Annotated in this window: 27 protein-coding genes; 12 read left to right on the top strand and 15 right to left on the bottom strand. The window is 62.9% G+C overall.

Annotated elements, in window-relative coordinates; translation table 11 throughout:
* Positions 1–24: 24 nt before the first annotated feature.
* The 6 genes from U1769_RS12650 to U1769_RS12625 form a co-directional block, all read right to left on the bottom strand.
* Positions 25–1,119, bottom strand: coding sequence for a hypothetical protein (locus tag U1769_RS12650; RefSeq protein WP_332716405.1), 1,095 nt, complete (start codon positions 1,117–1,119; stop codon positions 25–27).
* A gap of 4 nt (positions 1,120–1,123) precedes the next feature.
* Positions 1,124–2,491 (bottom strand): DNA cytosine methyltransferase, encoded by a 1,368-nt coding sequence (locus U1769_RS12645; protein WP_332716403.1) that lies wholly within the window; start codon positions 2,489–2,491, stop codon positions 1,124–1,126.
* A gap of 169 nt (positions 2,492–2,660) precedes the next feature.
* Positions 2,661–3,704, bottom strand: coding sequence for a GmrSD restriction endonuclease domain-containing protein (locus tag U1769_RS12640; protein ID WP_332716401.1), 1,044 nt, complete (start codon positions 3,702–3,704; stop codon positions 2,661–2,663).
* 799 nt (positions 3,705–4,503) lie between these two features.
* Positions 4,504–5,361: a helix-turn-helix domain-containing protein gene (locus U1769_RS12635; protein ID WP_332716398.1), complete on the bottom strand. Its 858-nt coding sequence runs from the start codon at positions 5,359–5,361 to the stop codon at positions 4,504–4,506.
* A gap of 154 nt (positions 5,362–5,515) precedes the next feature.
* Positions 5,516–6,001: a DUF2243 domain-containing protein gene (locus U1769_RS12630; protein ID WP_332716396.1), complete on the bottom strand. Its 486-nt coding sequence runs from the start codon at positions 5,999–6,001 to the stop codon at positions 5,516–5,518.
* 11 nt (positions 6,002–6,012) lie between these two features.
* On the bottom strand, positions 6,013–6,225 hold the full coding sequence (locus U1769_RS12625; protein WP_332716394.1) for a hypothetical protein: 213 nt from the start codon (positions 6,223–6,225) through the stop codon (positions 6,013–6,015).
* 153 nt (positions 6,226–6,378) lie between these two features.
* Between U1769_RS12625 and U1769_RS12620 the strand changes: the two genes are divergently transcribed.
* Complete coding sequence (locus tag U1769_RS12620) at positions 6,379–6,822, top strand: hypothetical protein (RefSeq protein WP_332716392.1); 444 nt, start codon at positions 6,379–6,381, stop codon at positions 6,820–6,822.
* A gap of 100 nt (positions 6,823–6,922) precedes the next feature.
* On the opposite strand, the gene U1769_RS12615 is transcribed toward U1769_RS12620, so the two are convergent.
* The 5 genes from U1769_RS12615 to U1769_RS12600 all read right to left on the bottom strand — a co-directional run bounded on the left by U1769_RS12615 (position 6,923) and on the right by U1769_RS12600 (position 9,670).
* Complete coding sequence (locus U1769_RS12615) at positions 6,923–7,441, bottom strand: hypothetical protein (protein ID WP_332716390.1); 519 nt, start codon at positions 7,439–7,441, stop codon at positions 6,923–6,925.
* A gap of 293 nt (positions 7,442–7,734) precedes the next feature.
* Complete coding sequence (locus U1769_RS12610; RefSeq protein WP_332716388.1) at positions 7,735–8,028, bottom strand: hypothetical protein; 294 nt, start codon at positions 8,026–8,028, stop codon at positions 7,735–7,737.
* A 74-nt stretch (positions 8,029–8,102) separates the two neighbouring features.
* Positions 8,103–8,543, bottom strand: a complete 441-nt coding sequence (locus U1769_RS25640; protein WP_443030345.1) for an Imm30 family immunity protein — start codon at positions 8,541–8,543, stop codon at positions 8,103–8,105.
* Between the two features lie 103 nt (positions 8,544–8,646).
* Positions 8,647–9,105 carry a DUF3601 domain-containing protein gene (locus U1769_RS12605; RefSeq protein ID WP_332716386.1) on the bottom strand — a complete coding sequence of 153 codons (459 nt, stop codon included), beginning with the start codon at positions 9,103–9,105 and terminating at the stop codon, positions 8,647–8,649.
* Between the two features lie 4 nt (positions 9,106–9,109).
* Positions 9,110–9,670 carry a DUF5681 domain-containing protein gene (locus U1769_RS12600; RefSeq protein WP_332716383.1) on the bottom strand — a complete coding sequence of 187 codons (561 nt, stop codon included), beginning with the start codon at positions 9,668–9,670 and terminating at the stop codon, positions 9,110–9,112.
* Positions 9,671–10,059: 389 nt separating this feature from the next.
* Here U1769_RS12600 and U1769_RS12595 point away from each other — a divergent pair, with 389 nt between their 5' ends.
* The 4 genes from U1769_RS12595 (at position 10,060) to U1769_RS12580 (ending at position 15,727) form a co-directional block, all read left to right on the top strand.
* Positions 10,060–12,855, top strand: a complete 2,796-nt coding sequence (locus U1769_RS12595) for a DUF3857 domain-containing protein (RefSeq protein WP_332716380.1) — start codon at positions 10,060–10,062, stop codon at positions 12,853–12,855.
* A gap of 15 nt (positions 12,856–12,870) precedes the next feature.
* Positions 12,871–13,497: a DNA repair protein RecO gene (recO, locus tag U1769_RS12590; RefSeq protein ID WP_332716378.1), complete on the top strand. Its 627-nt coding sequence runs from the start codon at positions 12,871–12,873 to the stop codon at positions 13,495–13,497.
* An 83-nt stretch (positions 13,498–13,580) separates the two neighbouring features.
* Positions 13,581–14,627, top strand: coding sequence for a 3-isopropylmalate dehydrogenase (gene leuB / locus U1769_RS12585; protein ID WP_332716376.1), 1,047 nt, complete (start codon positions 13,581–13,583; stop codon positions 14,625–14,627).
* Positions 14,624–15,727, top strand: coding sequence for a glycosyltransferase family 2 protein (locus tag U1769_RS12580; protein ID WP_332716374.1), 1,104 nt, complete (start codon positions 14,624–14,626; stop codon positions 15,725–15,727). Before leuB ends, U1769_RS12580 begins: the two co-directional genes overlap by 4 nt.
* Positions 15,728–16,243: 516 nt before the next feature.
* Here the strand turns inward: U1769_RS12580 and U1769_RS12575 are convergent.
* The gene (locus U1769_RS12575) at positions 16,244–17,533 is read right to left on the bottom strand and encodes a phospholipid carrier-dependent glycosyltransferase (RefSeq protein ID WP_332716372.1); all 1,290 of its coding nucleotides are present in this window, start codon (positions 17,531–17,533) and stop codon (positions 16,244–16,246) included.
* 92 nt (positions 17,534–17,625) lie between these two features.
* On the opposite strand from U1769_RS12575, the gene U1769_RS12570 reads away from it, so the two are divergent.
* The 5 genes from U1769_RS12570 to U1769_RS12550 all read left to right on the top strand — a co-directional run bounded on the left by U1769_RS12570 (position 17,626) and on the right by U1769_RS12550 (position 21,013).
* Positions 17,626–18,831, top strand: coding sequence for a trans-sulfuration enzyme family protein (locus U1769_RS12570; RefSeq protein ID WP_332716370.1), 1,206 nt, complete (start codon positions 17,626–17,628; stop codon positions 18,829–18,831).
* On the top strand, positions 18,828–19,226 hold the full coding sequence (gene apaG / locus U1769_RS12565; RefSeq protein WP_332716368.1) for a Co2+/Mg2+ efflux facilitator ApaG/CorD: 399 nt from the start codon (positions 18,828–18,830) through the stop codon (positions 19,224–19,226). Before U1769_RS12570 ends, apaG begins: the two co-directional genes overlap by 4 nt.
* 181 nt (positions 19,227–19,407) lie before the next feature.
* Positions 19,408–20,199: a LysR family transcriptional regulator gene (locus U1769_RS12560; RefSeq protein WP_332716366.1), complete on the top strand. Its 792-nt coding sequence runs from the start codon at positions 19,408–19,410 to the stop codon at positions 20,197–20,199.
* Positions 20,200–20,201: 2 nt separating this feature from the next.
* Positions 20,202–20,759: a GNAT family N-acetyltransferase gene (locus tag U1769_RS12555; RefSeq protein WP_332716363.1), complete on the top strand. Its 558-nt coding sequence runs from the start codon at positions 20,202–20,204 to the stop codon at positions 20,757–20,759.
* Entirely contained in the window at positions 20,756–21,013 is a 258-nt protein-coding gene (locus U1769_RS12550; protein WP_332716361.1) for a hypothetical protein, read from the top strand. Before U1769_RS12555 ends, U1769_RS12550 begins: the two co-directional genes overlap by 4 nt.
* Before the next feature lie 110 nt (positions 21,014–21,123).
* On the opposite strand, the gene parE is transcribed toward U1769_RS12550, so the two are convergent.
* Positions 21,124–23,103: a DNA topoisomerase IV subunit B gene (gene parE / locus U1769_RS12545; protein ID WP_332716358.1), complete on the bottom strand. Its 1,980-nt coding sequence runs from the start codon at positions 23,101–23,103 to the stop codon at positions 21,124–21,126.
* 160 nt (positions 23,104–23,263) lie between these two features.
* Positions 23,264–23,971: a GcrA family cell cycle regulator gene (locus U1769_RS12540; protein ID WP_332716356.1), complete on the bottom strand. Its 708-nt coding sequence runs from the start codon at positions 23,969–23,971 to the stop codon at positions 23,264–23,266.
* A gap of 64 nt (positions 23,972–24,035) precedes the next feature.
* On the opposite strand from U1769_RS12540, the gene U1769_RS12535 reads away from it, so the two are divergent.
* A complete protein-coding gene (locus U1769_RS12535) occupies positions 24,036–24,887 on the top strand; it encodes an ABC transporter permease (RefSeq protein WP_332716354.1) in 852 nt (283 codons plus the stop codon).
* On the opposite strand, the gene U1769_RS12530 is transcribed toward U1769_RS12535, so the two are convergent.
* Positions 24,884–25,882: a 2-hydroxyacid dehydrogenase gene (locus U1769_RS12530; RefSeq protein WP_332716351.1), complete on the bottom strand. Its 999-nt coding sequence runs from the start codon at positions 25,880–25,882 to the stop codon at positions 24,884–24,886. The genes U1769_RS12535 and U1769_RS12530 overlap by 4 nt on opposite strands.
* A 119-nt stretch (positions 25,883–26,001) precedes the next feature.
* Between U1769_RS12530 and U1769_RS12525 the strand changes: the two genes are divergently transcribed.
* Entirely contained in the window at positions 26,002–26,478 is a 477-nt protein-coding gene (locus U1769_RS12525; RefSeq protein WP_443030344.1) for an SH3 domain-containing protein, read from the top strand.
* Position 26,479 lies beyond the last annotated feature (1 nt).

The raw sequence follows: 26,479 nt of genomic DNA, 5'->3' as shown, positions 1-26,479 counted from the left end.
GTTGCGTCGGTGCGACGAGCAGCCTCAATAGCTTGAGAGGATTTCTAACCATCGTTTTAGGCTGATAAGACGGCCGGATTCGATATACGCAGCTACCTTCTTGCGAGAGTTATTCGCCTCGTCGCCGGATGGTGACGTCAAGCCATAAGTCGCTTTAACACCGTCAGTGTTTATATGGACTACGTGATCGAACATGAGGTTGTTTTTGAAACGAGCTTCACATGCCCTCATGAGGCGCGCTGGATCGAACTCATTAGTGACAAAAACATACTGAAATTTTTCGTTGTCCGATTGTGCATTGCAGTACTCTTCGTATTCGGTTGGAAACTGCTTTTCGCGATCTGCGCGAACGCTCCATTTTGCCGTCACCAAAGTTCGCATGCTTGGGCGAACAATGGCAATATCTACCTTATTTTCCTTGCTGCCCGCCTTTGCCCGATTGAAGCCTGGAATTTGATAAAGCAGATGGCGCGTGAGGATCTCATTTTGTGGGACGTCGCATGCGCGGCGAATCGTTTGAGATAGGACGTCTTCAAAGCCCTCTCCGACTAAGTTCTTGCGCTTGTTCTGAACCGCCAAAAATTGACGCACCTTTTGCGTCACCAAACGCCATACGTCTTCGGTCGGCTCGACCGACAGATAAGCGGAAAGCGAGTTCCTGATAATTGCGGCTAACTCGGGGTCTGCTCCCGGCTCCGGAAAGCCACGCCCGTCGTATGGTTCACGTTGTTTTTTCGCAACGTCAGTGAGCCGGATTTCACGACGCACCATAGCATTCGCCAAGTCAGCGCAAGCTTTGATAAACAGCCAATCGATCTTTTCAGCTAGTTTCGCGGGTTCAGCTTGCAATCCGCGACACATCCAATCGTGAAAAGCGAGAGAGCGGTCGTACCAAGGTTTGCCAGGCTGCGATTTATCACTTTCATAGCAGTGCGCTAGGCCCGTTGTTGGGTCTGACCACAACAGCATCCTATACACGTGCTGCCAAGCATTTTCACGAGTTACAGCTACATCAGACAGCGCATCGAAGTATTGATCGATTAGACGATTTCTATTCTCCGCCCCGAACGCTCGTTCGATGGCCTCCCCATCCTGTGGGACACCTAAATCAGCCACCATTCGTTCATCCTGCCTTGTCGCGAAGCTCCTGCTCGCGGACGGCATTAAGCTCAATCAGTAGACTTTGCGCCACACATTTGGCGAGAAGGGGCGGGACCGCATTACCAGCCTGTCGGTAGCGGGAGTGAGACGGGCCTCCATCGTGGCGTCCATCAAGTTGACCACGCCTCGCATCATGCGTGAATGTGAACCGATCCGGAAAGGACTGGAGCCTTGCGAACTCCCTAACTGAAAGCGCGCGGGCAGCATCGTAATGGTACGCTGAGTCGGCTTTAGTGTTGAGCGTCCAAGCCCACAGGTCAGGGTGAAGGCGCCGATAGGCATAGAAGTGCTTTCGGGAAAGCATGCCGCTACCATTGTCTTGGCCCCAGCGCTGCCCAGTGAGAAAGCGGCCGAGCAAACTTTCTTGCAAGTCTCGATGATTCCCGCCCTGCGGGATTCCCTTGAGCCGTAGCTCCGTATCTTTGTTTAATCGGGGCACTTGGACGTTAGTCACTTCTGTCTCCGCGCCCACTCGCATCAAGCGCTGATAAGCTGAAGATGGCTCCGGCAGATCTGCCCAATTGATCGCGTCTCGGCGGTTGCCCACGGGCAAGCCGGCGAGGTCTGAAAGGGCTTGATGAACGGAAACGGCAATGAGGTTGTCGACATCGCGCAGTGCTTCAGCCAGCCTCATGCTTAAGAGATGCTGCTGCACCGTGATTTGATAACGAGGACGCCTCTGACCAGTAAAGCGAGTTAGGGCGACAGATTCAGTCACACCAGAACCGACCAAGGTCGGGCTCGCCATCCCACTGCCCGCCCTCACGCCGATAAAAAGCAAACGCTTTCGTGTTTGAGGAACTCCGAAATCGGCGGCGTTCACGATCTGGGCAGAAACGTGGTACTCCCCGTCCAACGACAGGTCCGTTCGAATTTGCTCTCGAACGCCCATCTGGTCCATTCCTGTCACGTTTTCCATGACAAAGGCTTGAGGGAGCGCATCCTGGATCGTTTCAACGAACTCGCGATAAAGCGAGTTTCGTGGATCTTCGATCACCCGCGTGTGATTGCGAACTTGTGAGAACGCTTGGCATGGCGGACCCCCCACCAAAACCGACGCGGTTCGCGCAACTGCCAGGATTTCCTCTTTGACCGATGGCGTTCGTATGTCGCCTAAGATGGCTTGAGCCTCTGGGAAGTTGGCCTGATATGTCGCTAGCGCGTCTGGATCATTGTCGCTGCCAGCGATCACGGCGAAGCCTGCTTGTCTAAATCCTTCCGATAGACCCCCGGCGCCACTGAAAAGATCGACGACGCTAAAAACCCCGGCATTATCGGCTTTACCTGTGCGCCTTGATGGGCCTCGAGTCGGAGAGCGATCCACAGTCATTTTCGAAGACGCCGAGATAGCCATTTCCATTTCCCCAAACCGCTCAGGTATCGTTCTTATTATGTTCCAAAGGAAATGCTAGCGCTTTTTACCTCGGCTCCGATCTGCCCACCGGTAGAGTGCCGGCGGCTTGGCATTGGCCGGTTACACGCGGCTAAGCTGCGAACCATTAAACTCTCTTCACCCAACTGATTAAGCCATCGGCTCGCCGATCCCTACTGGCCTTGCTTCTCGTCCTAGATGCAGCACCAACCCGGTATTTTTCGAGGTCTGGATCTGCGACGCCCGTATCATTCTCATAAGCGCTTACGAAAGGCGGCAATCGCGCGACGAGTTTATCTAAGCCATCCTTGGTCAATTTCAGGGTGCTGTAGGCACAAAATAGACTATAGATATGGACCGGCTTTGAGAACATGCTTTTAACGGTGAGATTTGTGAAAACTCTGTCTCTGCAGAAATCCATAAAGCCTTTCACAAAAGATATGTCTTCAGTGCTGGACTCATAAACATCATTGTACATATCGTACACATCATTTATTAACAACGATGTTTCCTCTACAATCCCACGTCGCAAATATATCAACAGGCTACTTGTCAATTCTATATCTCGCATCCGGCGAATTTGCCCATCCGTAAAGACACCCCAGTCTCGCCACAGCGGCAGATCAGCCAGCGTTTCGGCTGTCTTAATAAATAGGCCGTTAAATTCAGCATGTCGTAGCTCTTGAGGGTTTAGTGATTTATCTGTTTCATTAAGCCTTTTGAAAATGTCTCGTACTTGAATCTCTGTTACGGTATCAGGTATGTTTCTAATACTAATCACATAATTCCAAATTGCCTGCTTTCGATCATTCGATAAATCTTTCCAAAATTTACCCGAAAAATCTAATGCGCGGCTGCTATCGTCAAGATAGCTCTCTTTTAGAAGCCACTCGTTAGAAATAAATTGAGCAAGCGAGGTTATTCTCTGTTGGCCATCAACAATGCTATGTCTTCTATTCCCGGTATCCGGGTCTGCATGCTGCTGCCACAGATAGATTTCCGGCATTGGAAATCCAAGTAGCACCGACTCGATAAGTCTAACCTTTTGCTTTTCCGTCCAGACGAGGCGTCGTTGAAAGCTATTGTCGACAAAATACTGCTTATTTTTGAAATTCGAGACAATATCTGTGATTGTGGGTCTTGTGGACTGAATGAGAGAGTTAAGAGACATTTTCAATCTCCTTCAGCTTGTCGATGCCAAACGAATGATACATCTCAGCATCTCCCCAAGACTCGTAAAACCTAAATTTAAATTGATTCGAGATCAGTGTCCTGGTGTTAAGCTTGGCCTTAAGTTCTTGGACGGCTTTCGCGGCGTCTCTAAGGTAAGTTGAATTATATTGAGTTTCTGTACTAATGGTAATATGCTTCATTATAATCTCATTCCGATGCGTTTCTTTTAGGTGAGAATACCCTTCCGAAATCGCCCTTCGAACGTCGCTCCAAACGGCATGAAACATACGTGGCGATATGATAACTACGTCAATGTCGGACTGAACGGGATCGAACGACCTGAATGATTTTGTGGGGCTCATGCTCCAGCCGTACTTAGCGCTACCTACAATCGCTATGTTATTTGGGCTTGTATCAATCTCGTTCGCGACGACCAGTCTGAAATCTGAATATTGCCCATTTACGTGAACGCCGCTTGAAGAATTAAATATCCAACTATTGGAATCAAACAAATGCGTTCTACAAAATTGCAATGAATCCATGTCGTTCATGATGGATTTAAAATCGGCAATTTGCATATATGCCGGACGCCTCTATCGGAGCCCGATTTCTGGGCGTTCATGGCAGGATAAGCAGGGATTTCCTGACCGCATAGCAGTTTCTAAGCTGGCATACCGTGACTCAGTGTCTCGCGTCGTCCGGGACAATGACGATCGGGCTTCGGTGACACTCCACTTACCTCCCACCGCGGGTATCCCAAGGGTACTACACCAAACTATCCAACACCCCAACCACCCTCAGGTAATCACCCCACTCCGCCGGATCGGGTTCTCCCGCTCCAGCGCAATCCGCTTGGCGATCTCCCGGTTCAGCTCGGTCGGATTCTCGGAGAAGGCATGCGGCGTCATCCCCGTGAAATGCTTGATTTCGCGGATCGCATGCGACTGGTCGTAGAACCCGTCGGCCAGCAATGCGTCGAGCTCGGGATCGCCATGCGTCATCGCCACAGCCGTGCGCAGCGCCCGGTATTTGCGCGCCAGCACCTTGGGCGGCGACCCGAAATAGCGTTTGCAGCCGCGCTGCACCTGCCGCAGCGACAGGCCGGTCAGGTCGATCAGGTCGTTGACGTCGGGCGCGGCGGCGCCGGCGAGCCATGCGTTCACCTGGCTCACAAACGCCTGATATCCCGGTTTCCGCCGCGTCATCAGCGTGACCAGCATCTCCTCCAGGATCTTTACCCGCGCGTCGAAATCCGGCGTGTCGCGCAGCTTCTCGTAAACCTCGGTCACGACAGTGCCGAACAGATCCCTCGCATCGAACAACCGGTTCGCCGCCGCCGAGGCGTCCATCGGCACCAGCGCCGCCCAGCCATGCGGCATCAGCCCGACGCCGATCGCCTCCGCCGCGCCATCGCAGCTCAGGCTCGAACAGCCGGTGGTGGGGCCCAGGATGTAGGTGTCCGGCATCGCCTGCTCGGTGCCATCGACAAAGCGATAGCGCGCGTTGCGGCCGCGCAGGATGAAGCGAAACTGCCCATAATCGGCGCGGTCGACGCCCTCGAAACGATCGTCGTCCTGCTCGAAATGATAGAAGAACGAGAAGTGATCGGCCAGCTCGGTACGCGGCTGGCGGAAGTCCATCTTCAGATTCGACATGCGTGGCGACCAGTCGATGATGTTTCTTGCGCGGTTTCGTTAGGCGAATCCGGCTTTATTCACAATCATTTCGAGTAAGGCTGACATTTCAGGCGGGGGCGCCGCCGGAACCTCGCTCAACGCGTGGATGGAGCGGGCAGGGGGAGACGACCCGTCAGCCGATGCTCGCGGCCTCGCCCCGCACGTCGCGTATCATCAGCCAGCCCGTGGCGATGAGCGCGATGCCCGAGCCCAGGAACACATAATCCCACACGGATTGCCCCATCACCTCGTAAACATGGTGGAGGTGCAGGATGTGATGATCGATGATGCCCTCGATCAGGTTGAACAGGCCGAATCCCAGCAGGATCGATCCAAGCAACGCCTTGCCGGAAAGCAGCACGTCGGCCTGCTTCACCGCGCGCCACAACATCGCGATGCCGATCGCGGTGGCGATCCACACCACCCCGTGGAACAGCCCATCCCACACCATGTTCACCTTCGCGCCGACCAGCGTATCGGTCGGGATCTTCGCGGAAAGCATGTTGTGGATCTGGAAGATCTGATGGAACAGGATGCCGTCGATAAAGCCGCCCATGCCGATCCCGATCACCGTCCCCGCCGCCGTCAGCGGCTTCGTCGTCCGGCGTCCGTCGGTCATGCCCGTCTCCATTACGGCGAGATCTTGCGCACGAGAAACACCGCAAGCAGGAACACCGGCACCGGCGAGACAAGCGCGCCGACATTCCCCCAGAAATCCGCCCCGAATATCGCCGCCCGGACATCCTCGGCGGTGCGACTATGGCAAAGGGTGCAGGCGAGCGCCGGAGATGCGCTCGAGAGCGCCGCGATAAGCGCCACCGGTCCTGCCATCATCCTCATCATCAGGGTACGATCGCCGGGCAGCGTTGTTCCGCTGGGGATCGCTTCCGCCAATGCCGGTCTCGCGCAGTCGGGGGCTACGACCCGCTTCCATGTCTCCTATGGTGGAAAGGGACGTAGCTGGCCGGACGAGGCGAGACAGGATAAAATGCAAAGATGAAGAGAAGCGTGATCATTGCGGGCCTGATGATGCTCCTCGGCGGATGCGAGCGTTCAAGGAATTATGCGCAAGGCTGCGGTCCACCACCCGCGAACTGGATTACGCCACGGCAAGGAAAAGGCGTCCTATCAACCCTTAACGTTATATCCGTCGCGTCGAACGGCACCGTTAACTGGAATAAGGCCAAGGTTCCTGAAGCGACGCTTGTATCGTACCTCAAGGAAGTGCGGGGGATGAACCCGGTGCCGGTGACGCAGATTCAGTTCGAGCCGGGCGTTGGCTGCGATCGGGTGCTGTATTTGCGTCGGCTCGTGTCCGAGAGGTTGGACTGTGGTTACGGCAAGTGCGCTGAAGGAAATGGGCGATGGTGGGAGATTGGCGACGTCGGCCCCCCGTTTGTGGCGTACGATCCGCGCCCCGATCTACCCCAAGATCAATAAGCGGCCCTCCGCTGATGAAGGGCTTGCCGTAGGGCCGCTTCCCGGCCCGAAATCTGCCGGTCCGCTTTCAGGCGCGGTGCGGCTCTGGCGCGTGCCCGATCTAAAAACGACACGACAACGGGGGACCGTCGGCGAGGTCTGCTGGCGCCTCACCGGAAACTTCCTCTTTCACGCCAATCGCACAGAAATCGGGACGGGCTGCATCCGCCTCCTGCGTGATCAGGTAGGTCTTGCCGGCTCCCGGTGTAAATTCGACGATCCGCGTGCACGTCGAAAAACTCTCGGTCAGATAACCCGCATAATATTGCTTCTGGACGCTGGCGAGGATGCGCAGCTTGTGGCCGGCTTCGATCGGAAAGACCTTCTCGGTCGTATTGCCCCCGATGCCCGCGCTGTACACCGTCAGCTTCTGCGCCGACTTGCACGTGTCGCCCCGCAATACGCCATAATATTGGGTGTCGCCCCGCATGATGCTCAGGCGCAGGTTTCCTTTGGGGAATCGAGCAGTGGCGGTTGCCCCGCTGTCGGAAAGCAGCTTGTACTTTTCCCGGCCCAGGCCGGTGTCGTTGGCGGCCGCGCACGTAAGCAAGACGGCAAACAAAAGCAAAATCCGCTTCATCGATCGCGCACTCCCCAGTTTCTGTCGGCGTACATGGATCGCGACCACGGCACTAGGGCGGGATGACTTTAGCTAGATCCGTTCGTTTCGAGCGAAGTCGAGAAACATTGGTGGAGGGCTGCTTGGCGGTTTCTCGACTTCGCTCGAAACGAACGGAGAGGAAGCCGATTCCACGCGATGTCATCTCGCTCTAGGGCGCGCGTTCGCGCGCACGAACGCGGGCGGCATCAGACCCGGGAATCGGCTCCCCGCGCCATCCGCAAGTGACCGCGCACGCGGCGCGACGCACCCCCTCACTCCTTGTCCACCCGCCGCACGACCGTCCGGCCAATCCCCCCATCGACGACGATCTCGTCTGTCCATTTCATATCCAGCACCCGGCCCCAGCCCGGTCGGTGCACATATTTGCGATGCGGCAATTCCAGCAGATGGTACAGCGATTGCTGGTCGCGCTTCTGCTCGGACTCGGCTTGCTCGACCATCTCGATCCATTTGCATTGCGCGATCCGGCTGCCCTTCAGCGCGCACTCCATTATCAGGGTACGATCGCCGGGCGGCGTTGTTCCGCTGGGGATCGCTTCCGCCAATGCCGGTCTTCGCCCAGTCGGGCGCCTATCAACCGCTTCCACGTCTCCTGATGGTGGGTTGCAGAAGGCCCGCTCTATACCTTTGTTGCTGCGAGGACCGGTGCTGCCTTGGCGTGAAAACGCGCGTCTTTGCTGAGTTTTTCGCAGATAGTTGCGACGACTTCTTTCGTTCGTGCGGGTGCTTTGCGAAGCTGAGCAGTCAATTCAGCAGTATACGTTTCCGAGTTTAGGACACGAAGCACCAGAGTCTGAGCCCACCAATCGCAGGTCCCAATAAGTGAGGGTAGGGCCGTTAATAAACCTGCCACGTATGGCGATCCATCGAACGACTCTGCGGTGTGAAGTATTGACCACATGCCGTCTTGATCGCCGCTCTCGTTAAGCAGTGTCAGGATTGGTGAGATGATACACGGGTCTGAATATGTGATTAGAGGCAAGAGCGCATCGTCGATCTCCAACGCAGTTCCGCCGTCAGCTACAACCCGTCGCAGATTGTCTAGTTCGTCGATGAGCATTAACACGATCTGCCCTGGGCGATGAATGACTGCAAGTGGGCGCTTTTGGCCCGTCAGCTTCTAGGCTGCCGCATCAGCCGCGAACGCCCGTGAGTGGGGGGGGCTAGCTGCCGTTCCCCGGCTGAACATACGCGTCGAAATGGTCGAGTATCTCCGCTTGCTGCTCGGCCCGCCATTGCAGACGGATGTGCCACTCCCGCTCACCATCGAGCGAAACGAATAACGATTGTCCGTCCTCGTAAGGCAGGAACGCTGCCCCCAGGAAAGTCCAGGCTTCCCCAGCAGGATGAAGGTCGCCATCGAAATCGGTGAAGGGCACGGCGACGACATATCGTCCTCCGGCCACCATCGCCCCGAACGAGCGTTGAGCCGCGTTCTTGGACCAGTGGCCCTGCTCGGATGGTCCAATCATCGCCGCACTATAAGAATGAACTGCACTGTCTGAAAGTGTGGGGCGCAAGTGCCGGACGGTCTCACGATGACGCTCCGCTTGCCAGGCCATCGCTGAAGACCCGCCGTTCGGCTCCCGCGCCATCTGCAAGCGACCGCGCACGCGGCGCACCCCCTCACTCCTTGTCCACCCGCCGCACGACCGTCCGGCCAATCCCCCCATCGACGACGATCTCGTCCGTCCATTTCATATCCAGCACCCGGCCCCAGCCCGGTCGGTGCACATATTTGCGATGCGGCAATTCGAGCAGATGATACAGCGATTGCTGGTCGCGCTTCTGCTCGGACTCGGCTTGCTCGACCATCTCGATCCATTTGCATTGCGCGATCCGGCTGCCCTTCAGCGCGCGCTCCATCATCGCGCGGAACACCGCCCGGTTCGCGGGCATTTCGATCTCCTCCTCGCCCTCCCGCACGGTGATCGTGCGATAGGCTTCCTCCAGGATCATCCGCCGCGTCGGCTGGTCCGATCCGATCAGGCGATCGCCCGGCGCGCCCGATCCGCCGCGCACTTTCGGCCGCCCCCGCGGATTGCCCGATGTGCCCTTGGTGAAGCGCTTGCCGATCGGCGGCTTGCCTTTCCCGACCGTATAGCCGGCCCGCTCCGCCAGATCTTCCGCCTCCACTGCATAAGCAGCATCGATCACGCCGTTCGATTCAATCCGTTGTTCCGTCATGTCACGCCCTCGCTATGGACCGTCCCGCCCCCTCAAGACCCGATTCGGCAGAAGATTTGAATCGATCAGCGGCAATTTCGCCGCGAATTCGTGGCGTGCAGCGGAATATTTTGCCCCATAGCGACACGCTTTTCCGCTGTTATGGCGTAACAGGGAAAGCGGGTGTCTTGCCCTTGGAATCACACGCTAATTTCCCGGCCAAAATCCAACATAACAGAGGAAGAAAAATGGGGAGGGTGTCATTCCGGCACCGCTCGCCCGGCAATCCGCCCAGCCCGCCGCTCGGCTCCACCCCATTTCGTCACCATTTCCGCCCCAAAAATCCTTCCGGCCCCCGCTTGCCGCGCCTGCGCACTGCGGTAGAGTCGGGCCGATTGGGGGTTATCATCATGTATCGGCCGATTTTCTTCGCGGTGCTGCTGGCTGGCGGCGGCGTCGCTCATGCCGGCGACAAGCCGCTTTATGCGCCCGCTCCCGATTGGGTGAAGCCCGCGCCGCCGATCGATCCGGCCGCGGTGAAGGAGGATTCCCCCGTCTTCCTCATCCTCGACAATCAGCAGCGGCTGAAGGACGGCGAAGTCACCGGCTATGTCGAGACGGCCGCGCGCGTCGCCTCCACTCAGATCCTGGATTCGCTCGGCACGATCAAATTGCCCTGGTCGCCCGACAAGGGCGATCTGATCATCCACCGCGCGGAGATCATCCGCGGGACGGAGCATATCGATCTGCTCGCCACCGGCGAGCGCTTCTCGGTCCTGCGCCGCGAGGAGCAGCTGGAACAGCGCATGCTCAGCGGTACGCTGACCGCGACCATGGCGGTAGGGGGCCTGCGCGTCGGCGATGTGCTGCACCTGAGCTATTCGGTGACCGAGAAGGATCCGACGCTCAAGGGCAATGTCCAGGCCTTCGCCTCGCTGGTCGCCGAGCCGTTCCGCGTGCAGTTCGCGCGCAGCCGGCTGATCTGGCCGCAGGATCTGGATATCCACTGGCGCGCCAATGCCGGCGGCGTTCAGCCCCAGCTGGCCACTGCCGGCGGCTATCGCGAGCTGACCCTGGCGCTGCCGCTGCCCAAGCCGGCCGAGATGCCCGCGGATTCCCCGGCGCGGTTCCGCCGCCCGCCGCTGCTCGAGGCGACCAGCTTCGATGGCTGGGCGACCATCTCGAAGGTGATGGCGCCGCTCTACGCCACCGACGGGCTGATCGCGCCGGACAGCCCGCTTGCGGCCGAAGTCGCGCGGATCAAGGCCGCGGAGACCGATCCGCTGAAGCGCACCGCGCTCGCTTTGCAGCTGGTCCAGTCGAAGATCCGCTATCTGTTCAAGGGCATGGATCACGGCAATTACGTGCCGCAGTCGCCCACCCAGACCTGGACGCTGCGCTACGGCGATTGCAAGGCGAAGACGCTGATGCTGCTCGCCATCCTGCACGATCTGGGGATCGAGGCGGAGCCGGTGCTGGCGAGCAGCCAGCTCGGCGATCTGCTGCAGGATCGCCTGCCGGCGCCGGGCGCCTTCGATCATGTCTTCGTCCGCGCGACCGTTGCGGGCGAGAGCCTGTGGCTCGACGGCACCGATGGCGGCGCGCGGCTGGAGGACATCCACGATGCGCCGCCCTTCCGCTTCGTCCTGCCGGTGCGCGCGGCCGGTGCCGAGCTGATCCCCGTGCCGTTGCGCGCCGCCGCCCGGCCCGAGGTCCGCGCCGAGGTCGAGCTGGACGAGACCGCCGGGGTGAATTTCCCGGCGCCGTTCAAGGTCGCGGTCACGGTGCGCGGGCAGCTCGCCGAGCTGTTCCGCGCCGGCTCGCTCCAGGCAAGCAAGGATCAGCTGACCGAAATGGCCGGCAAGCTGATCGCGCCCTATCTCGAAGAGCCCGTCATCATGTCGCGCAGCCTCAGTTTCGACGATGCGGCGGGCACCGCGACGCTCAACGCCGCCGGCGTCTCCTATCCCGATTGGTCGCGCGAGAACGAACGCTATCGCACCTCGCTCGATCGCACCGTCGCGCAGATCAATTTCGAGCCCGATCGCAGCCGCGCCGCCTGGCGGGAGATTCCCGTTGCCACGGACAATCCGCAGCATGTCGTGATTCGCACCCGCGTGCGCCTCCCCGATGGCGGCACCGGCTTCGCGCTCGAAGGCGATTCGGCGCTGTCGGCCGAGCTGGCCGGCACCAGAGTGGAACGCACCACCACGCTGGCCGATGGCTGGGTCACCACCGAGGACCGCATGAAGTCGACCGGGGCGGAGATCGCGGTCGCCGATATCGGCGCGACGCGTCAGCGGCTCGATCAGGCGAAGCAGCATCCGCTCCGCGTGATCGCCCCGGCCGGCTATGCGGCGCCGTGGCAGATCGTCGATGCCGGCAAGAAGGCGAAGCGCTTCGATGCGCTGCTGGCGCAGTTCAAGCAGGGCATCGCCGATCAGCCCGGCAAGGCCGATCCCTATCGCAACCGAGCCTGGTTCCTGGAGCGCATCTACGAACGCGGTCAGGCGATCGAGGACCTGACCCGCGCGATCGCGATCGATCCCAGCGTCGACAGCTATCTGTGGCGCGCGCGGCTCTACGAAGCGGTCGGCGACAAGGCGAAGGCGCTCGCCGACGTCACCGCGGCGCGCAAGGTCGATCCGGCTTCGGGCGTCGCGATCAGCCATCTCGCCTCGCTGCTGGCCGACAATGGCGAGAAGGACCGCGCCGTGGCGCTGCTCGACCAGCGAATCGACGAGGGCGGCAAGGACAAGCCGGGCTTCATGGTGGCCAAGGCCGAGATCCTGAGCGACACCGGCGACAAGGACGGGGCGATCGCGACGATCGACGCCGCCATTGCCGCGACCCCGGGCAGCCCGATGCTGCTCAACAGCCGCTGCTGGCTGAAGGGCACGCTCAACACGATGCTCGATACCGCGCTCAAGGATTGCACCAAGGCGATCGAGCTGAGCGATTCGCCCCAGTCGATCCTCGACAGCCGGGCGATGGTCTATTTCCGGATGAACCGGTTCGATGATGCGCTGGCCGATCTCAACGCCGCGCTCGATCTCGATCCCGGGCTGCCCGCCAGCATGTATATGCGCGGCGTGGTCCGCAAGCGGATGGGCGATGCCAAGGCCAGCGAGGGCGATCTCGCCGCCGCGCGCATGATGACGCCCGAGATCGACCGGACCTACGCCAAATACGGCATCACGCCATGAGCCACAGATGATCCGATGCACCTTCGCGCCGAAGCCCTGGTCCTCGCGATCCGTCAGCATGGCGAGCATGGGGCGATCGTGCGCGCGCTGACCGCGGAGCACGGCCTGCAGGCCGGCTATGTCCGCGGCGGCCGGTCGCGGCGTATCCGGCCGATCCTGCAGCCGGCCAATCTCGTCCTCGGCGAATGGCGTGCCCGGACCGAGGACCAGCTCGCCGGGCTGACGGTGGAGCTGATCCACAGCCGCGCGCCGCTGTTCGCCGAGCCGCTCCCGGCCGCCGCGCTCGAATGGGTGACCGCGCTCACCGCGACCGCGCTGCCGGAGGGGCAGCCCTATCCGCGGCTGCACGCTGCGCTCACCGGCGTGATCGGCGCGATCGAGGCAGCGCCCGCCGCCCGCGGCTGGGCGCTCGCGCTCGCCCGCTACGAGCTACTGCTGCTCGCCGAGCTCGGCTACGGCATCGAGCCCGATCGCCTGCCCGAGATCCTGCGCACCGGCGGGGAGGCCGACTGGGCCGATATCCTCGCGGCGCTGCGCCTCACCGGTGAAGCTCTGGAGGCCGATATCCTCACCGATCGCCGCGCCGAAACCCTCGCCGCCCGCGCGCGCCTGATCGACCGGCTGAAAAGGGCGGTTGCGTGATCCGCCGCTGACCGGCAATGGCTCGCACGATTTGCCCGCGGGTCGGCGCGCCCGACCGGGACGACATGTTGGAGGACGTTTGAATGGCCCTGATCGCGATCCTGCCCGGAGACGGCATCGGCCCCGAAGTCACCGCTGAGGCACGCCGCGTGCTCGAAGCGCTCGATCTCGGCCTGGTGTTCGAGGAAGGGCTGGTCGGCGGGGCTGCCTATCACGCCACCGGCCATCCGCTCCCGGCCGAGACGCTCGATCTCGCCAGGCGGGCCGACGCGATCCTGTTCGGCTCGGTCGGCGATCCGCGCTGCGACAATCTCGATCGCGGCCTGCGCCCCGAACAGGCGATCCTTGGCCTGCGCAAGGAACTCACCCTCTTCGCCAATCTCCGCCCGGCCAAGCTCTTCCCGGGCCTGGAGGACGCTTCCTCGCTGCGTCCCGAGGTCGCCCGGACGATCGACCTGCTGATCATCCGCGAGCTCAATGGCGACGTCTATTTCGGCGAAAAGGGCATGCGCACCACCGCCGCCGGCCTGCGCGAAGGCTATGACATGATGAGCTATGACGAGGCCGAGGTCTCGCGCATCGCCCATGCCGGCTTCCAGGCCGCGCAGCGCCGCGGCGGCAAGCTCTGCTCGATCGACAAGGCCAATGTGCTCGAAACCTCGCAATTGTGGCGGGATGTCGTGATCGAAACGTCCTCGCAATATCCTGATGTCACACTGACGCACATGTTGGTGGACAATGCGGCAATGCAGCTGGTGCGCGATCCCGGCCAGTTCGACGTGATCGTGACGGGCAATCTGTTCGGCGACATCCTGTCCGATCTGGCCAGCATGTGCGTCGGCTCGATCGGCCTGCTGCCCTCGGCCGCGCTCGATTCGGCCGGCAAGGGCCTGTACGAGCCGATCCACGGCAGCGCGCCCGATATCGCCGGACAGGGCAAGGCCAACCCGGCCGCCGCGATCCTGTCGGCGGCGCTGATGCTGCGCCACTCGCTCGATCGGGCCGATGCGGCCGACCGGATCGACGCCGCGGTCGCGACGGCGCTGGCGAACGGTGCGCGGACGGCCGATCTCGGCGGCACGCTGTCGACTCGCGCCATGGCTGATGCGGTGCTGGCGGCGCTTGCGTGACTGAGCGGCTGCTCGATCTGGCGATCGTCATTCCGACGTTCAACGAGGCGGGCAATGTCCCGCTGCTCATCGCCAGGCTCGACGCCGCGCTCCAGGGGCAGGTGTGGGAGGCGATCTTCGTCGACGACAACAGCCCGGATGGCACCGCCGGGGTGGCGCGCCAGATCGCCCGCATCGATCGCCGCGTGCGGGTGATCCAGCGCATCGGCCGCCGCGGCCTGTCCTCTGCCTGTATCGAGGGCATGTGCGCCACGGCGGCGCCGATCGTCGCGGTGATCGACGGCGACATGCAGCATGACGAGACGATCCTGCCGACGATGCTCGAAGCGCTCCGCCAGGACGAGCAGCTCGATCTCGTCGTCGGCTCGCGTTTCGTCGACGGCGGCGGCACCGGCGACTGGGATCATGACCGGGTTGCCAAGTCCGCCTTCGCCACGCGGCTCTCGCGCCAGGTGCTCAAGGCCGATCTCAACGATCCGATGAGCGGCTTCTTCATGATCCGCACCCAGATCGTGCGCGATGCCGTGCCGCATCTGTCGGCGATCGGCTTCAAGATCCTGCTGGATCTCATGACCGCCAATCCCCGGCCGCTCAAGTTCATCGAACTGCCCTATACCTTCCGCGTGCGCATCGAGGGCGAGAGCAAGCTCGATCACGTCGTCGCGATGGAATATCTCATCGCGATCTACGATCGAATGTTCGGCCGGATCGTGCCGGTGCGCTTCGCGATGTTCGCCGCGATCGGCGCGCTCGGCGCCGGCGTGCATTTCCTCGTGCTGGGTCCGCTGTTCAAGGAACTCGATTTCGGCTTCGTCTTCTCGACGATCGTCGCGACCTTCGTCGCCATGACCTTCAACTTCTTCCTCAACAACGCGCTTACCTACCGCGACAGCCGCCTCCGGGGCGCGCGGCAGCTGTTCGAGGGTTGGGTGTCCTTCTGCGTCGTCTGCGGCGTCGGCGCGATCGCCAATGTCGGCGTGGCCGCGTTCCTGTACGACGCGCAATCCGATACCTGGGCGTTCTCGGCGCTGGTCGGGATCATGGTCGGCGCGGTGTGGAACTACGCGCTGTCGTCGCGCTTCACCTGGGGGCGCTATTAAGGGGGGTGGGCCATCCACGCGCGGTGACCGATCGATTCTAACGTTCGATCCTGCGCCCTATGGTGCGGCTGAGGCAGGGCTCGGCGAGGTAGAATAACCTCTCTCCGTTCGGGCTGAGTTTGTCGAAGCCCTGATCTTCTCTTCCTCGGAAGAAAAAAGAACAGCCCTTCGACAAGCTCAGGGCGAACGGAGAAAGCGGATTCATCCAGCTCGAAAATGCTCTGACCCAGCGAGGGTGTGATGAACCGGACTACAGAACATTCTGAAGTAATCGGAAGACGAAATCGACCGATTCTCATAAATCGTCAGGTAACGGCGTTGGATTTTACCAGTTCCGGTTTCAGCGGTGAAGCTGTATCTGTTGGAATATCTCCAGTACGCAAGAAGATGACTGGAAAATCTCGCACCACACCCGCCCGGATTCCGGAAAATTCGGGGTCGACGTGCCCTCGCAAAAATGCCCGAATACTTGGCGAATCTCGACGCGGGTCGAGTGCGATTACTATGTCACCTGCCTCATGGCCATGTCGAGAACCACATCCAGTACCTGAAATGCTGCGGATCACTCAGCGGCATGGCCGCGATGATCGGGTAGAAATAGACGAACAGGCAAAATACCAGGACCAGATAGCCCTCGTCCCAATGCGCGAAGCGGCCCCGGCCGAACCGGTCGAACGCGGCCGCCAGCGGCAGCGCCAGGAAGATGCTCGGCAGGTAGTAATAATAGAAGAAGCCGATCGATTTCGGGATGACGATCCACACCGCATAGGAGGCGATCCACAGTGCCGCGACGGCCAGCAGGCGCGGCGATCCGTCCCGCATCCAGCCATAGAGGCACGCCGCCACCGCGATCAGCCCGCCCCACAGCACCGCCGGGTTGCCGATCAGCAGGATGCCGCGCACGGCGCCGTCGACGTTCTCGAACAGATACCAGATCGGCCGGATCATCAGCGGCCAGGTCGGCCAGCTCGATTGATAGGTGTGCGGCGGCAGCACCTGAGTCTGCGATTCGTACATCCGCCGCTGGAACTGGATGAAGCTGTCCAGCGTCAGCGGGAATTGCGCATAGTGGAAGGCGGGCAGAAAGGTCAGGCAATAGACCCCGATGCTGACCACGCCGAGTGCGATCAGCGCCGGGACCACCGGCAGCCCCGGCCAATAGGTCTGGTCGCCCGGGTTGAGCGCGGCATAGACCGATCTCTTCCGCGCGCGGCCGTCGCGCAGCCGGATCGCGATCAGCGCGACCGCCGCATAGGCGACATAGGGGGCGGCCGCCCATTTCGCGGCGACCGCGAGGCCGAGCAAGGCGCTGCCGAGCAGCCAGCGCGGCCAGACCTGTCCGGGCGGCGCGCGCATCGCCCAGAGCAGGGCCGCGATGCCCGTCACGACGAACGCCGCCATGAATCCGTCGAGCATCGCGATGCGCGCCTGGATGAAGACGGTGATGTTGAACAGCACGAACAGTGCCCCGAAGGTTGCGGTGCGCACGCGGCGGAACAACATCCACAGGATCGCGAAGATGCCCAGCACCACCGCGGTCGCCGCGAAGGTCGACATGATCCGCCAGCCCAGGCTGTTGTCGCCGAAGATTATGATGCCGAGCGCGATCAGCTCCTTGCCGAGCAGCGGGTGCTCGATGTTCACCGGGCCGCTCAGCGCCATCAGCACGCGGGTGGCGGGCACATAATGCGTTTCGTCGAACACCAGCTTGTGCGGGGTGGCGACGCGGACGGTGAACAGAGTCTGCGCGAGCAGGCCGATGATCGCGGCGGCGCGGTACGGGCGGGGCTGCGACTCGGCGGTCATCGCCTGTCCCTTCCCATTTCGGCCCCGCGCATTCAAGTGAAGTCCGCCCTAGGCATTGACGCAGGGCAACCGCTCCCGGCAAAGCGAACCGCATGAAACGCCGTACCGGACAAGACCGCTCGATCACCAGCCACTGGCGCCCCGCAACCCAGGCCGTGCGCGGCGGCACCGCGCGCTCGGAATGGGGCGAGACGTCGGAAGCGCTCTTCCTCACCTCGGGCTATGCCTATGATTGTGCCGGCGATGCCGCCGCGCGCTTCGCGGGCGAGCAGGTCGGCATGACCTATTCGCGCCTGCAAAACCCGACGGTGCAGATGCTCGAGGAGCGTATCGCTCTGCTCGAAGGAGCCGAGGCATGCCGCTCGATGGCGACCGGCATGGCGGCGATGACGGCGGTATTGCTCTGCCAGCTCCAGACCGGCGACCATATCGTCGCTGGCCGCGCCGCGTTCGGATCGTGCCGCTGGCTGACCGATACGCTGCTGCCGCGATTCGGCATCGGCGTGTCGATCGTCGACGCCCGCGATCCGCAGCAATTCGCTGACGCGATCCGGCCCGAGACGAAGCTGTTCTTCTTCGAGACGCCCGCCAATCCCACGATGGACGTCGTCGATCTGCAGGCGGTGTGCGACATCGCCCGCGCGAACGGAATCCTCAGCGTCGTCGACAATGCCTTCGCCACGCCGGCGTTGCAGCGGCCGATGGAGTTCGGCGCTGACGTAACCGCCTATTCGGCGACCAAGATGATGGACGGGCAGGGCCGCGTACTGGCCGGCGCGGTGTGCGGGACCGAGGATTTCATCAACAACACACTGCTGCCCTTCACGCGCAACACCGGCCCCACCTTGAGCGCGTTCAACGCCTGGGTGGTGCTGAAGGGTATGGAGACGCTCGATCTGCGCATCCGCCGGCAGAGCGAGAATGCCCTGAAGGTCGGGACTTTCCTCGAAGCCCGCGTGCCGCGCATCCTCCACCCCGGCCTGCCGAGCCATCCGCAGCACAATCTTGCCATGGCGCAGATGGACGCGTGCGGCCCGATCTTCGCGTTCGAAGTGGAAGGGCGCCAACAGGCGCATGGCCTGCTCGACGCGCTGACTCTGGTCGACATCTCCAACAATATCGGCGATTCCCGCTCGCTGATGACTCACCCGGCTTCGACCACTCATTCCGGGGTCGCCGAGGACAAGAGACTTGAGATGGGGGTGACCGAAGGGATGCTGCGCCTCAATGTCGGCCTTGAGGATCCGGCGGACGTGATTGAGGATCTCGATGGCGCGCTGCGGGCGGTGGGGTTGTGAAGGCGCTCTTCCCCAATGTCGCCGAGACGCGCGGCGTGATCGTGCGCGTTTCGGTCAGCTACCTCCCCGAACAGTCCGAGCCGTCGCGCGGCCGCTGGTTCTGGGCCTATCATGTCCGGCTGGAGAATGTCGGGCCGATGGCGGTGCAACTGCTCACCCGTCACTGGATCATCACGGACGGCCGCGGTTCGCGCCACAGCGTCGAAGGCGAAGGCGTGGTCGGCGAACAGCCAATGATCGCGCCCGGCAGCAGCTTCGATTACGTCTCGGGCTGCCCGCTCGCAACGCCGACGGGCAGCATGGAAGGCACGTACCACATGCTCGGCGAAGACGGCTCCGCCTTCGACGTCGACATCCCCAAATTCGCGCTGTTCGCACCGGCGGTCGGCGTATGAGGACGGGACTGTCCAATCCCCCTCTCCCCCTGTGGGAGAGGGAAGGGGCCCGCGCCGAAGGCGTGGGAAGGGTGAGGGGGACACTCGTTAGTGTACCGAACCTCAATCCCCCTCATCCGGCGCTTCGCGCCACCTTCTCCCACAGGGGGAGAAGGGTAGTGCGCCTAACGGGAGGGGCGCAATGAAGCGCACCCATCTTCCGCTTAACGGGCTGCGCGTGCTCGACGCCGCAGCGCGCCACCTGTCCTTCACCCGCGCCGCCGACGAACTCGCGGTCACGCCCGCCGCGGTCGGCCAGCAGATCCGCGCGCTCGAGGATACGCTCGGCGTCGTCCTGTTCCGCCGCACCACCAAGGGGCTCGAGCTCACGCCCGAGGGTGAGGCCGGCCTGGCCGCGCTCCGCCACGGCTTCCTGCAGTTCGAGGAGGCGGTCCGCGCGATGCAGGCGGGCCAGACCTCCAAGTCGCTGACCATCGCTGCGCCGCGCGACCTGACCGAGAAATGGCTGATGCCGCGCCTCGCCCAGATTGCCCGCAACGACGGCGAGCTGCGCTTCGTCCTGGTGTCCGCTGACGAGACCGTCGACTTTACCGAGGCCAATCTCGATCTCGCGATCCGCTGGGGCGACGGCCCGGGCGAGCATGAGGGCGAGGCGCTCGAATCCGACGGCATGGTCACGGTCGAGCGGCCCGGCGGCGGCATCGACACGCGCATTTCCTGGCCGGGCTGCCTCAACGATCCCGACGTCTCGCTGGTCCGCGTCGGCGACGCCGGCCTGGCGATCGACGCCGCCGCGCAGGGTCTGGGGCGCGCGACCGTGCCCGAGATGCTGGCTGCCGCTGATCTCGCATCGGGCCGCGTCGTGAAGATCGGCGACGCCCGCCCGTCGGCGCTAGGCTATTGGCTCGTCGCACCGCTGCCGCAATGGCGCCAGAAGAAGGTGAAGGCGCTGGTCGAGGCGCTGGGGGGCTGATCATGCCACCCGTCGTCCAATGCGCTGATGTGGCGGCGCTGCCCGATATCCTCACCGCGCGCCTGCGTCTGCGCGAGCGCAGGCCGGATGACGCCGAGGCGCTCTTTCCGACGCTGTCGGACGAGGCGCTGATGACCTGGTGGTCACGCGCGCCATTCGGCTCGGTCGATGAAGTGCGGGAGAGTTTCGTGGCCGACGGAGGCGCATCGGGCTGGCGTGCCTGGGCGATCACCCGCCAGGGGGATGACCGCGCGATCGGCTATGTCGCGGTCGGCGAAAAGCGCCAGGGCGCCGTCAGCGAGATCGGCTATATGCTCGAACGCGCCGCCTGGGGCAGCGGCATCGCGTACGAAGCGGTGTCGGGTGTGATCGGCCATCTCTTCGCCACCGGCCAGCGCCGCCTGTTCGCCGACACCGATCCGGACAATGCCCCGTCGAACGGCCTGCTCACCCGGCTCGGCTTCACCCTCGAAGGGCGGCTGCGCGGCGAATGGGAGACTCATATCGGCGTGCGCGACAGCCTGATCTGGGGCCTGCTGGCCAAGGAATGGAAACAATGACAACTCCGCCCGATCTCCGCGATTCAGCGCAGCTGGCCGCCTATCGCCGAGAGCTGCGCGGTGTCGCCAAGCCGTTGCGCTATACCGGCATCGCCTTTGCCCTGCTCGGCGTGGTGCTTGCGGTGATGCAGCGCAACTGGCTGCCGCAGATGCCGACCGTGATCCCGATGGCCGCTGTGTCGCTCGGGGTGCTCAATATGCTGGCCGCGATCGTGCTGCGCGCGCGCTACCATCAGCAGCGCATGCGCCCGTAGGACCAGGCCGTCGATTCAACCACACCGGCGGATTGCTAAGGTCGCGCTTGAATCGGATCCCCCCTGGGGAATCGATTCGGATCTTTCTTATCGTCGGTATCAAACCCTGATCAGGCGTCGATCGCGGCCTCGTCCATCCGCGCGGCGTTTTCCTGGATGAAGGCGAAACGGTGCGCCGGGTTGTTGCCCATCAGCCGATCGACCAGATCCTTCACCACTGCGCGCTCCTCATATTCCTGGGGCAGGGTGATGCGCAGCATGCCGCGGGTCTTCGGGTCCATCGTGGTCTCGCGTAGCTGCATCGGGTTCATCTCGCCAAGGCCCTTGAAGCGTGCGACATCGACCTTCTTGCCCTTGAACTCGTTCGCCTCGATCTTCGTGCGGTGCGCGTCGTCCATCGCGTAAAGGCTCTTTGTCCCCGCGGTGAGCCGGTAGAGCGGCGGCTGGGCGAGGTAGAGATGCCCGCGCCGGACGAGTTCCGGCATCTCCTGGAAGAAGAAGGTCATCAGCAGGGTCGCGATATGGGCGCCGTCGACGTCGGCGTCCGTCATGATGACGATCCGCTCGTAGCGCAGATTGTCGGGCAGGCAGTCCTTGCGGGTGCCGCAACCCAGCGCCTGGATCAGGTCGGCGATTTCCTGGTTGGCCAGGATCTTGGCGGAAGTAGCGGAGGCGACATTGAGGATCTTGCCGCGGATCGGCAGGATCGCCTGAGTCTTGCGGTCGCGGGCCTGCTTGGCCGAGCCGCCGGCCGAATCGCCCTCGACGATGAAGATCTCGGTGCCCTTGGGATCGTCAGCCGAGCAATCGGTGAGCTTGCCGGGCAGGCGCAGCTTGCGCGCGGAGGTCGCCGTCTTGCGCTTGACCTCGCGCTCCTGCTTGCGGCGCAGGCGCTCGTCCATCCGCTCCAGCACATAACCGAGCAGCGCCTTGCCGCGCTCCATGTTGTTGCTGAGGAAATGGTCGAAATGGTCGCGCACGGCCTTCTCGACCAGCACGGCGGCTTCGGGCGAGGTGAGGCGATCCTTGGTCTGGCTCTGAAACTGCGGCTCGCGGATGAAGACCGATAGCATCAGCTCGCTGCCGGTCATGAGATCTTCCGCCGCGATCTCCTTGGCCTTTTTCTGGCCGACGAGATCGCCGAAGCCGCGAATACCCTTGACCAGCGCGGCGCGAAGGCCAGCTTCGTGCGTACCGCCATCGGGCGTCGGGATGGTGTTGCAATACCAGCTATAGCTGCCGTCGCTCCACAGCGGCCAGGCGACCGCCCATTCGACCCGACCCTTCGATTCGGCGAATTCCTGGGTGCCGGCGAAGAAATCCGCCGTTGCGCATTCGCGCCCGTTGATCTGCTCGCGCAGATGGTCGGCCAGGCCGCCCGGGAACTGGAACACGGCCTCGGGCGGGGTGTCGTCGGTGATCAGCTCCGGCGCGCATTTCCAGCGGATCTCGACGCCGGCGAAGAGATAGGCCTTGGACCTGGCGAGCTTGTAGAGCCGCGCCGGCTTGAAGTGCATCTCCGGGCCGAAGATCTCCTCGTCGGGCACGAAGCTGACTGAGGTGCCGCGCCGGTTGGGGGTGCCGCCAAGCGATTCGAGCGGGCCGAGGGTGATGCCGCGCGAGAAGCGCTGGCGGAACAGCTCCTTGTTGCGCGCGACCTCGATCGTCGTGTCGGAAGACAGCGCATTGACCACGCTGACGCCGACGCCGTGCAGACCGCCCGAGGTCGCATAGGCCTTGCCGTCGAACTTGCCGCCCGAATGAAGCGTGGAGAGGATCACCTCCAAGGCCGACTTGCCCGGGAACTTCGGGTGCGGATCGACCGGGATGCCGCGGCCGTTATCGACGATGGTCAGCCGGTTGCCTGGTTCGAGCGTGACCTCGATCCGCGTGGCGTGCCCTGCGACGGCTTCGTCCATGGCATTGTCGAGCACCTCGGCGGCGAGGTGGTGCAGCGCGCGCTCGTCGGTTCCGCCGATATACATGCCGGGGCGCCGCCGGACGGGCTCGAGCCCCTCCAGCACCTCGATCGAGGAGGCATCGTAATCGGTGGTTGTCTTGGATGAGGAAGCGAAAAGGTCTTCGGCCATGGAAGAGCTATAGGGTCCGGTGAGTCAGCGAGGCAAGCCGCCATCATCCTTACTCCCCCCGGGAGAAGGTGGCGTGAAGTGCGGTGATGAGGGTGGCGAGGGCGTGAGCCCGCCCTTCGCGGCCTGCCGCTCCCTCTCCCGCAGGGGAGAGGGAATCAGGTCAACGTACCCGCGGGCCGCCGAACGGAAGCGGCGGCGGGGGGCGGCGATCGCGGCGCGGGAGCTGCGCCTGATAGGCATGGCCGCAATGCGCCACGCAATATGGGAAGCCCGGATTCACCTTGTCGCCGCAGAAGTGGAAATCGGGCTCGCCGGGGTGGCCGAGCGGCCATTTGCAGATCTTGTCGTTCAGATCGAGCAGAGTCGTCTTGCCCGCCATGTCGGCTGACGGCTTGGCCGGCACGAGGCGGCGCGGCGGCGCAGGCGTGATCGGCGCCTGCTGCTCGCCGGGTGCCTGGCGAAGGAAGCCGCCCGGGCCGACCGACCGCATGATCGGCTGCGGCGGGGCGGGGGGTGCCGCTACGACGTCGGTCGCAGTGTCGGTATCGTCGTCATCCTCGTCCTCGTCGACCTCGACGACCGGCTTCGCGACGATCGGCGCGGGGGCGGGCACGGGCGGCCGCTCCGGCGGCCGGGACGGGGCCGGGCGTGGCTCGGCCGGGGCGGCGGTGGGCGCGGCAGCCGCGGCTGCCTTGTCCGGCTCGTTCGGCTTCACCGGCGACGGGCGCGATTGCAGGCCGAGGCGATGCGCCTTGCCGATCACGGCGTTGCGGCTGACGCCGCCAAGCTCTTCCGCGATCTGGCTGGCGGTCTGGCCGCCCTCCCACATCTTCCTCAGCGTATCGATTCGCTCGTCGGTCCAGGCCATCTTTAATCCTCAAGTCACACGTGCCGGGTTGCGGGCGGCGGCGGCAGCTATTAGCGCGTCCGCGATGAGCAGCCAGCCCCCAATCGGCGAAATCCAGTCGGCAGTGATGAACGCCCCCGGCGTTCCCGTGATCCGGAACGTCAATTGGGGCGGTCTTCGTACGCTCTATATCAAGGAGGTGCGCCGTTTCTTCAAGGTGCAGCTGCAGACGATATGGGCGCCGGCGATCACGACTCTGCTGTTTCTGGTCATTTTCACGGTCGCGACCGGCGGAAAACGCCCGGTCCATGTCGGCGGAGTCGACGTGCCCTTCGCCGATTTCATCGCGCCGGGCCTGATCGTGATGGGCATGCTGCAGAACAGCTTCGCCAATGCGAGCTTCTCGCTGTTGGTCGGCAAGATCCAGGGTACGATCGTCGATTATCTGATGCCGCCGCTATCGACCGCCGAGCTGCTGGTCGCGATGATCGGCGGCGCGGTGACGCGCGCCTTCTGCGTCGGGCTGGCGGTGTGGCTGGCGATGGTGCTGTGGCCGGGCGTCCATGTCACGCCGAGCCATCCGATCGCGATCCTGTGGTTCGGTCTGCTCGGCGCGGTGTTCCTCGCGCTGATCGGCATCCTGACTTCGATCTGGGCGGAGAAGTTCGATCATGCCGCCGCGGTGCAGAATTTCTTCATCGCGCCGCTGACCCTGCTGTCCGGAACCTTCTATTCGGTCGACCACCTCGCGCCCGCGTTCCGCATCTTCAGCCACGCCAACCCGTTCTTCTACATCATCTCGGGCTTTCGCTACGGCTTCCTTGGAACGGCCGATTCGCCGGTGCTGCTGGGTAGCGGGATCATCCTGGCGCTCGATCTCGCGCTCGGCTTCCTGTGCTACCGGCTGCTGCGCAGCGGCTGGAAACTGAAGAACTAGACCCAGCCTTCCAGCACCTGGTCCGGCGGGCGGTGTCCGTCGGCCCACATGCGGATATTGGCGATCACCTTCTCGCCCATCGCCATCCGCCCCTCATAGGTTGCCGATCCCATGTGCGGGATCATCATCACGTTGGGCAGCGCCAGCAGCCGCGGATCGATCTCCGGCTCGAATTTCCACACATCGAGGCCGGCGCCTGAGAGACGGCCATTTTCGAGCGCGTCGATCAGTGCATCCTCGTCGACGATCCCGCCGCGTGCTGTGTTGATGATGCAGGCAGTCGGGCGCATCAGCGCCAGCCGCCGCGCGTCGATCAGATTCTCGCTGTCCGCATTGCGCGGGGTGTGGATCGTCAGGATATCGATCGCGCCGAGCAGACTGTCGGCCGTTTCGTGCCACGTCGCCTCGAACTCCGCCTCGACCGACGCGGGAAGCCGGTGCCGGTTGTGGTAATGGACCGACAGCCCGAAGACACGCGCGCGCTTCGCCACCGCGCGGCCGATCCTGCCCATGCCGAGGATGCCCAGCACCTTGCCGCCGATGCGGTGGCCGAGCATCCCGCCCGGGGACCAGCCTTTCCATTCGCCGTTGCGGACCAGCTTCTCCCCTTCGCCGAGCCGGCGCGGCACGGACAGGATCAGCGCCATGGTAATGTCGGCGGTATCCTCGGTCAGGACGCCCGGCGTGTTGGTGACGACGATACCGCGGGCGCGCGCCGCCTTCAGGTCGATATGGTTCACGCCGGCACCGTAGTTCGCGATCAGCCTCAGCCGCTCACCCGCGCCCGCGATCAGCTCCTCGTCGATATTGTCGGTGACGGTCGGCACGAACACGTCGCAATCGGCCATTGCCGCGGCGAGCCGGGCACGATCCATCGGCACGTCGCCGCGGTTGTTCGCGGTGTCGAACAGCTGCTCCATCCGCTGCATCACCGCGGTGGCGAGTTCGCGGGTGACGATGACCCTGGGGTGCGGGACGCGAGTCATTTCGGGCATTGATCCGGCTTGGCGAAGGCTGTTGTCTCCGTCAACGGTGGTTGAAGCGCGGTGCCCGAACAGGGTAAAACGAATCCCGGTAAAGGGAAGATCAGGTTATGCGTTTCGGAACGAGAATCATGCTTGCGGCCACCGCCGCAAGCCTGGCGGCAGTCGCGCCAGCGCTCGCGGCGCTCGTCCAGAAGAAGACGCCCTATTTCGCCTCGATCTCGGCGAGCAAGGCGCGGATGCGCACGGGGCCGGGCAAGGCCTATCCGGCCAGCTGGCTCTATCAGCGCGCCGATCTGCCGGTGAAGGTGATCGACGTCTATGATCGCGGGATCTGGAAGAAGATCGAGGATCCGAGCGGCACCCAGGGCTGGATGCTGGGATCGCTGGTCAGCGACACGCGCACCGGCCTGGTGATGGGCACGATCGCCGAGTTGCGCGATGCGCCGCGTTATGGCGGCAAGGTCGTCTGGCGGGTCGAGCCGGGCGTGGTCGGCCGCCTGAGCAAATGTGCGCGGGGCTGGTGCCATTTCGACGTGCGCGGCCGGGGAGGGTATGTCGAGGCGAACCGTCTCTGGGGCGTGGCGGTCGATGAGGCGCTGAGCTGAC

This window comes from Parasphingomonas zepuensis, assembly GCF_036663735.1.
In the GTDB taxonomy this organism is placed as follows: Bacteria; Pseudomonadota; Alphaproteobacteria; order Sphingomonadales; family Sphingomonadaceae; genus Sphingomonas.
The sequence above is the reverse complement of the archived record's forward strand: the minus strand, read 5'-3'. Positions and strand labels throughout refer to the sequence as shown.

Coding starts and splice junctions, on each gene's coding strand:
- U1769_RS12540 (WP_332716356.1), bottom strand. CDS start 23,971: ATGGCCTGGACCGACGAGCGAATCGATACGCTGAGGAAGATGTGGGAG.
- leuB (WP_332716376.1), top strand. CDS start 13,581: ATGGCCCTGATCGCGATCCTGCCCGGAGACGGCATCGGCCCCGAAGTC.
- U1769_RS12595 (WP_332716380.1), top strand. CDS start 10,060: ATGTATCGGCCGATTTTCTTCGCGGTGCTGCTGGCTGGCGGCGGCGTC.
- U1769_RS12570 (WP_332716370.1), top strand. CDS start 17,626: ATGAAACGCCGTACCGGACAAGACCGCTCGATCACCAGCCACTGGCGC.
- U1769_RS12635 (WP_332716398.1), bottom strand. CDS start 5,361: ATGTCGAATCTGAAGATGGACTTCCGCCAGCCGCGTACCGAGCTGGCC.
- U1769_RS12550 (WP_332716361.1), top strand. CDS start 20,756: ATGACAACTCCGCCCGATCTCCGCGATTCAGCGCAGCTGGCCGCCTAT.
- U1769_RS12645 (WP_332716403.1), bottom strand. CDS start 2,491: ATGACTGTGGATCGCTCTCCGACTCGAGGCCCATCAAGGCGCACAGGT.
- U1769_RS12530 (WP_332716351.1), bottom strand. CDS start 25,882: ATGCCCGAAATGACTCGCGTCCCGCACCCCAGGGTCATCGTCACCCGC.
- U1769_RS12625 (WP_332716394.1), bottom strand. CDS start 6,225: ATGATGAGGATGATGGCAGGACCGGTGGCGCTTATCGCGGCGCTCTCG.
- U1769_RS12640 (WP_332716401.1), bottom strand. CDS start 3,704: ATGTCTCTTAACTCTCTCATTCAGTCCACAAGACCCACAATCACAGAT.
- U1769_RS12615 (WP_332716390.1), bottom strand. CDS start 7,441: ATGAAGCGGATTTTGCTTTTGTTTGCCGTCTTGCTTACGTGCGCGGCC.
- U1769_RS12575 (WP_332716372.1), bottom strand. CDS start 17,533: ATGACCGCCGAGTCGCAGCCCCGCCCGTACCGCGCCGCCGCGATCATC.
- U1769_RS12650 (WP_332716405.1), bottom strand. CDS start 1,119: ATGGTGGCTGATTTAGGTGTCCCACAGGATGGGGAGGCCATCGAACGA.
- recO (WP_332716378.1), top strand. CDS start 12,871: ATGCACCTTCGCGCCGAAGCCCTGGTCCTCGCGATCCGTCAGCATGGC.
- U1769_RS12600 (WP_332716383.1), bottom strand. CDS start 9,670: ATGACGGAACAACGGATTGAATCGAACGGCGTGATCGATGCTGCTTAT.
- U1769_RS12630 (WP_332716396.1), bottom strand. CDS start 6,001: ATGACCGACGGACGCCGGACGACGAAGCCGCTGACGGCGGCGGGGACG.
- U1769_RS12535 (WP_332716354.1), top strand. CDS start 24,036: ATGAGCAGCCAGCCCCCAATCGGCGAAATCCAGTCGGCAGTGATGAAC.
- U1769_RS12525 (WP_443030344.1), top strand. CDS start 26,002: ATGCTTGCGGCCACCGCCGCAAGCCTGGCGGCAGTCGCGCCAGCGCTC.
- U1769_RS25640 (WP_443030345.1), bottom strand. CDS start 8,543: ATGCTCATCGACGAACTAGACAATCTGCGACGGGTTGTAGCTGACGGC.
- U1769_RS12620 (WP_332716392.1), top strand. CDS start 6,379: ATGAAGAGAAGCGTGATCATTGCGGGCCTGATGATGCTCCTCGGCGGA.
- U1769_RS12560 (WP_332716366.1), top strand. CDS start 19,408: ATGAAGCGCACCCATCTTCCGCTTAACGGGCTGCGCGTGCTCGACGCC.
- U1769_RS12555 (WP_332716363.1), top strand. CDS start 20,202: ATGCCACCCGTCGTCCAATGCGCTGATGTGGCGGCGCTGCCCGATATC.
- parE (WP_332716358.1), bottom strand. CDS start 23,103: ATGGCCGAAGACCTTTTCGCTTCCTCATCCAAGACAACCACCGATTAC.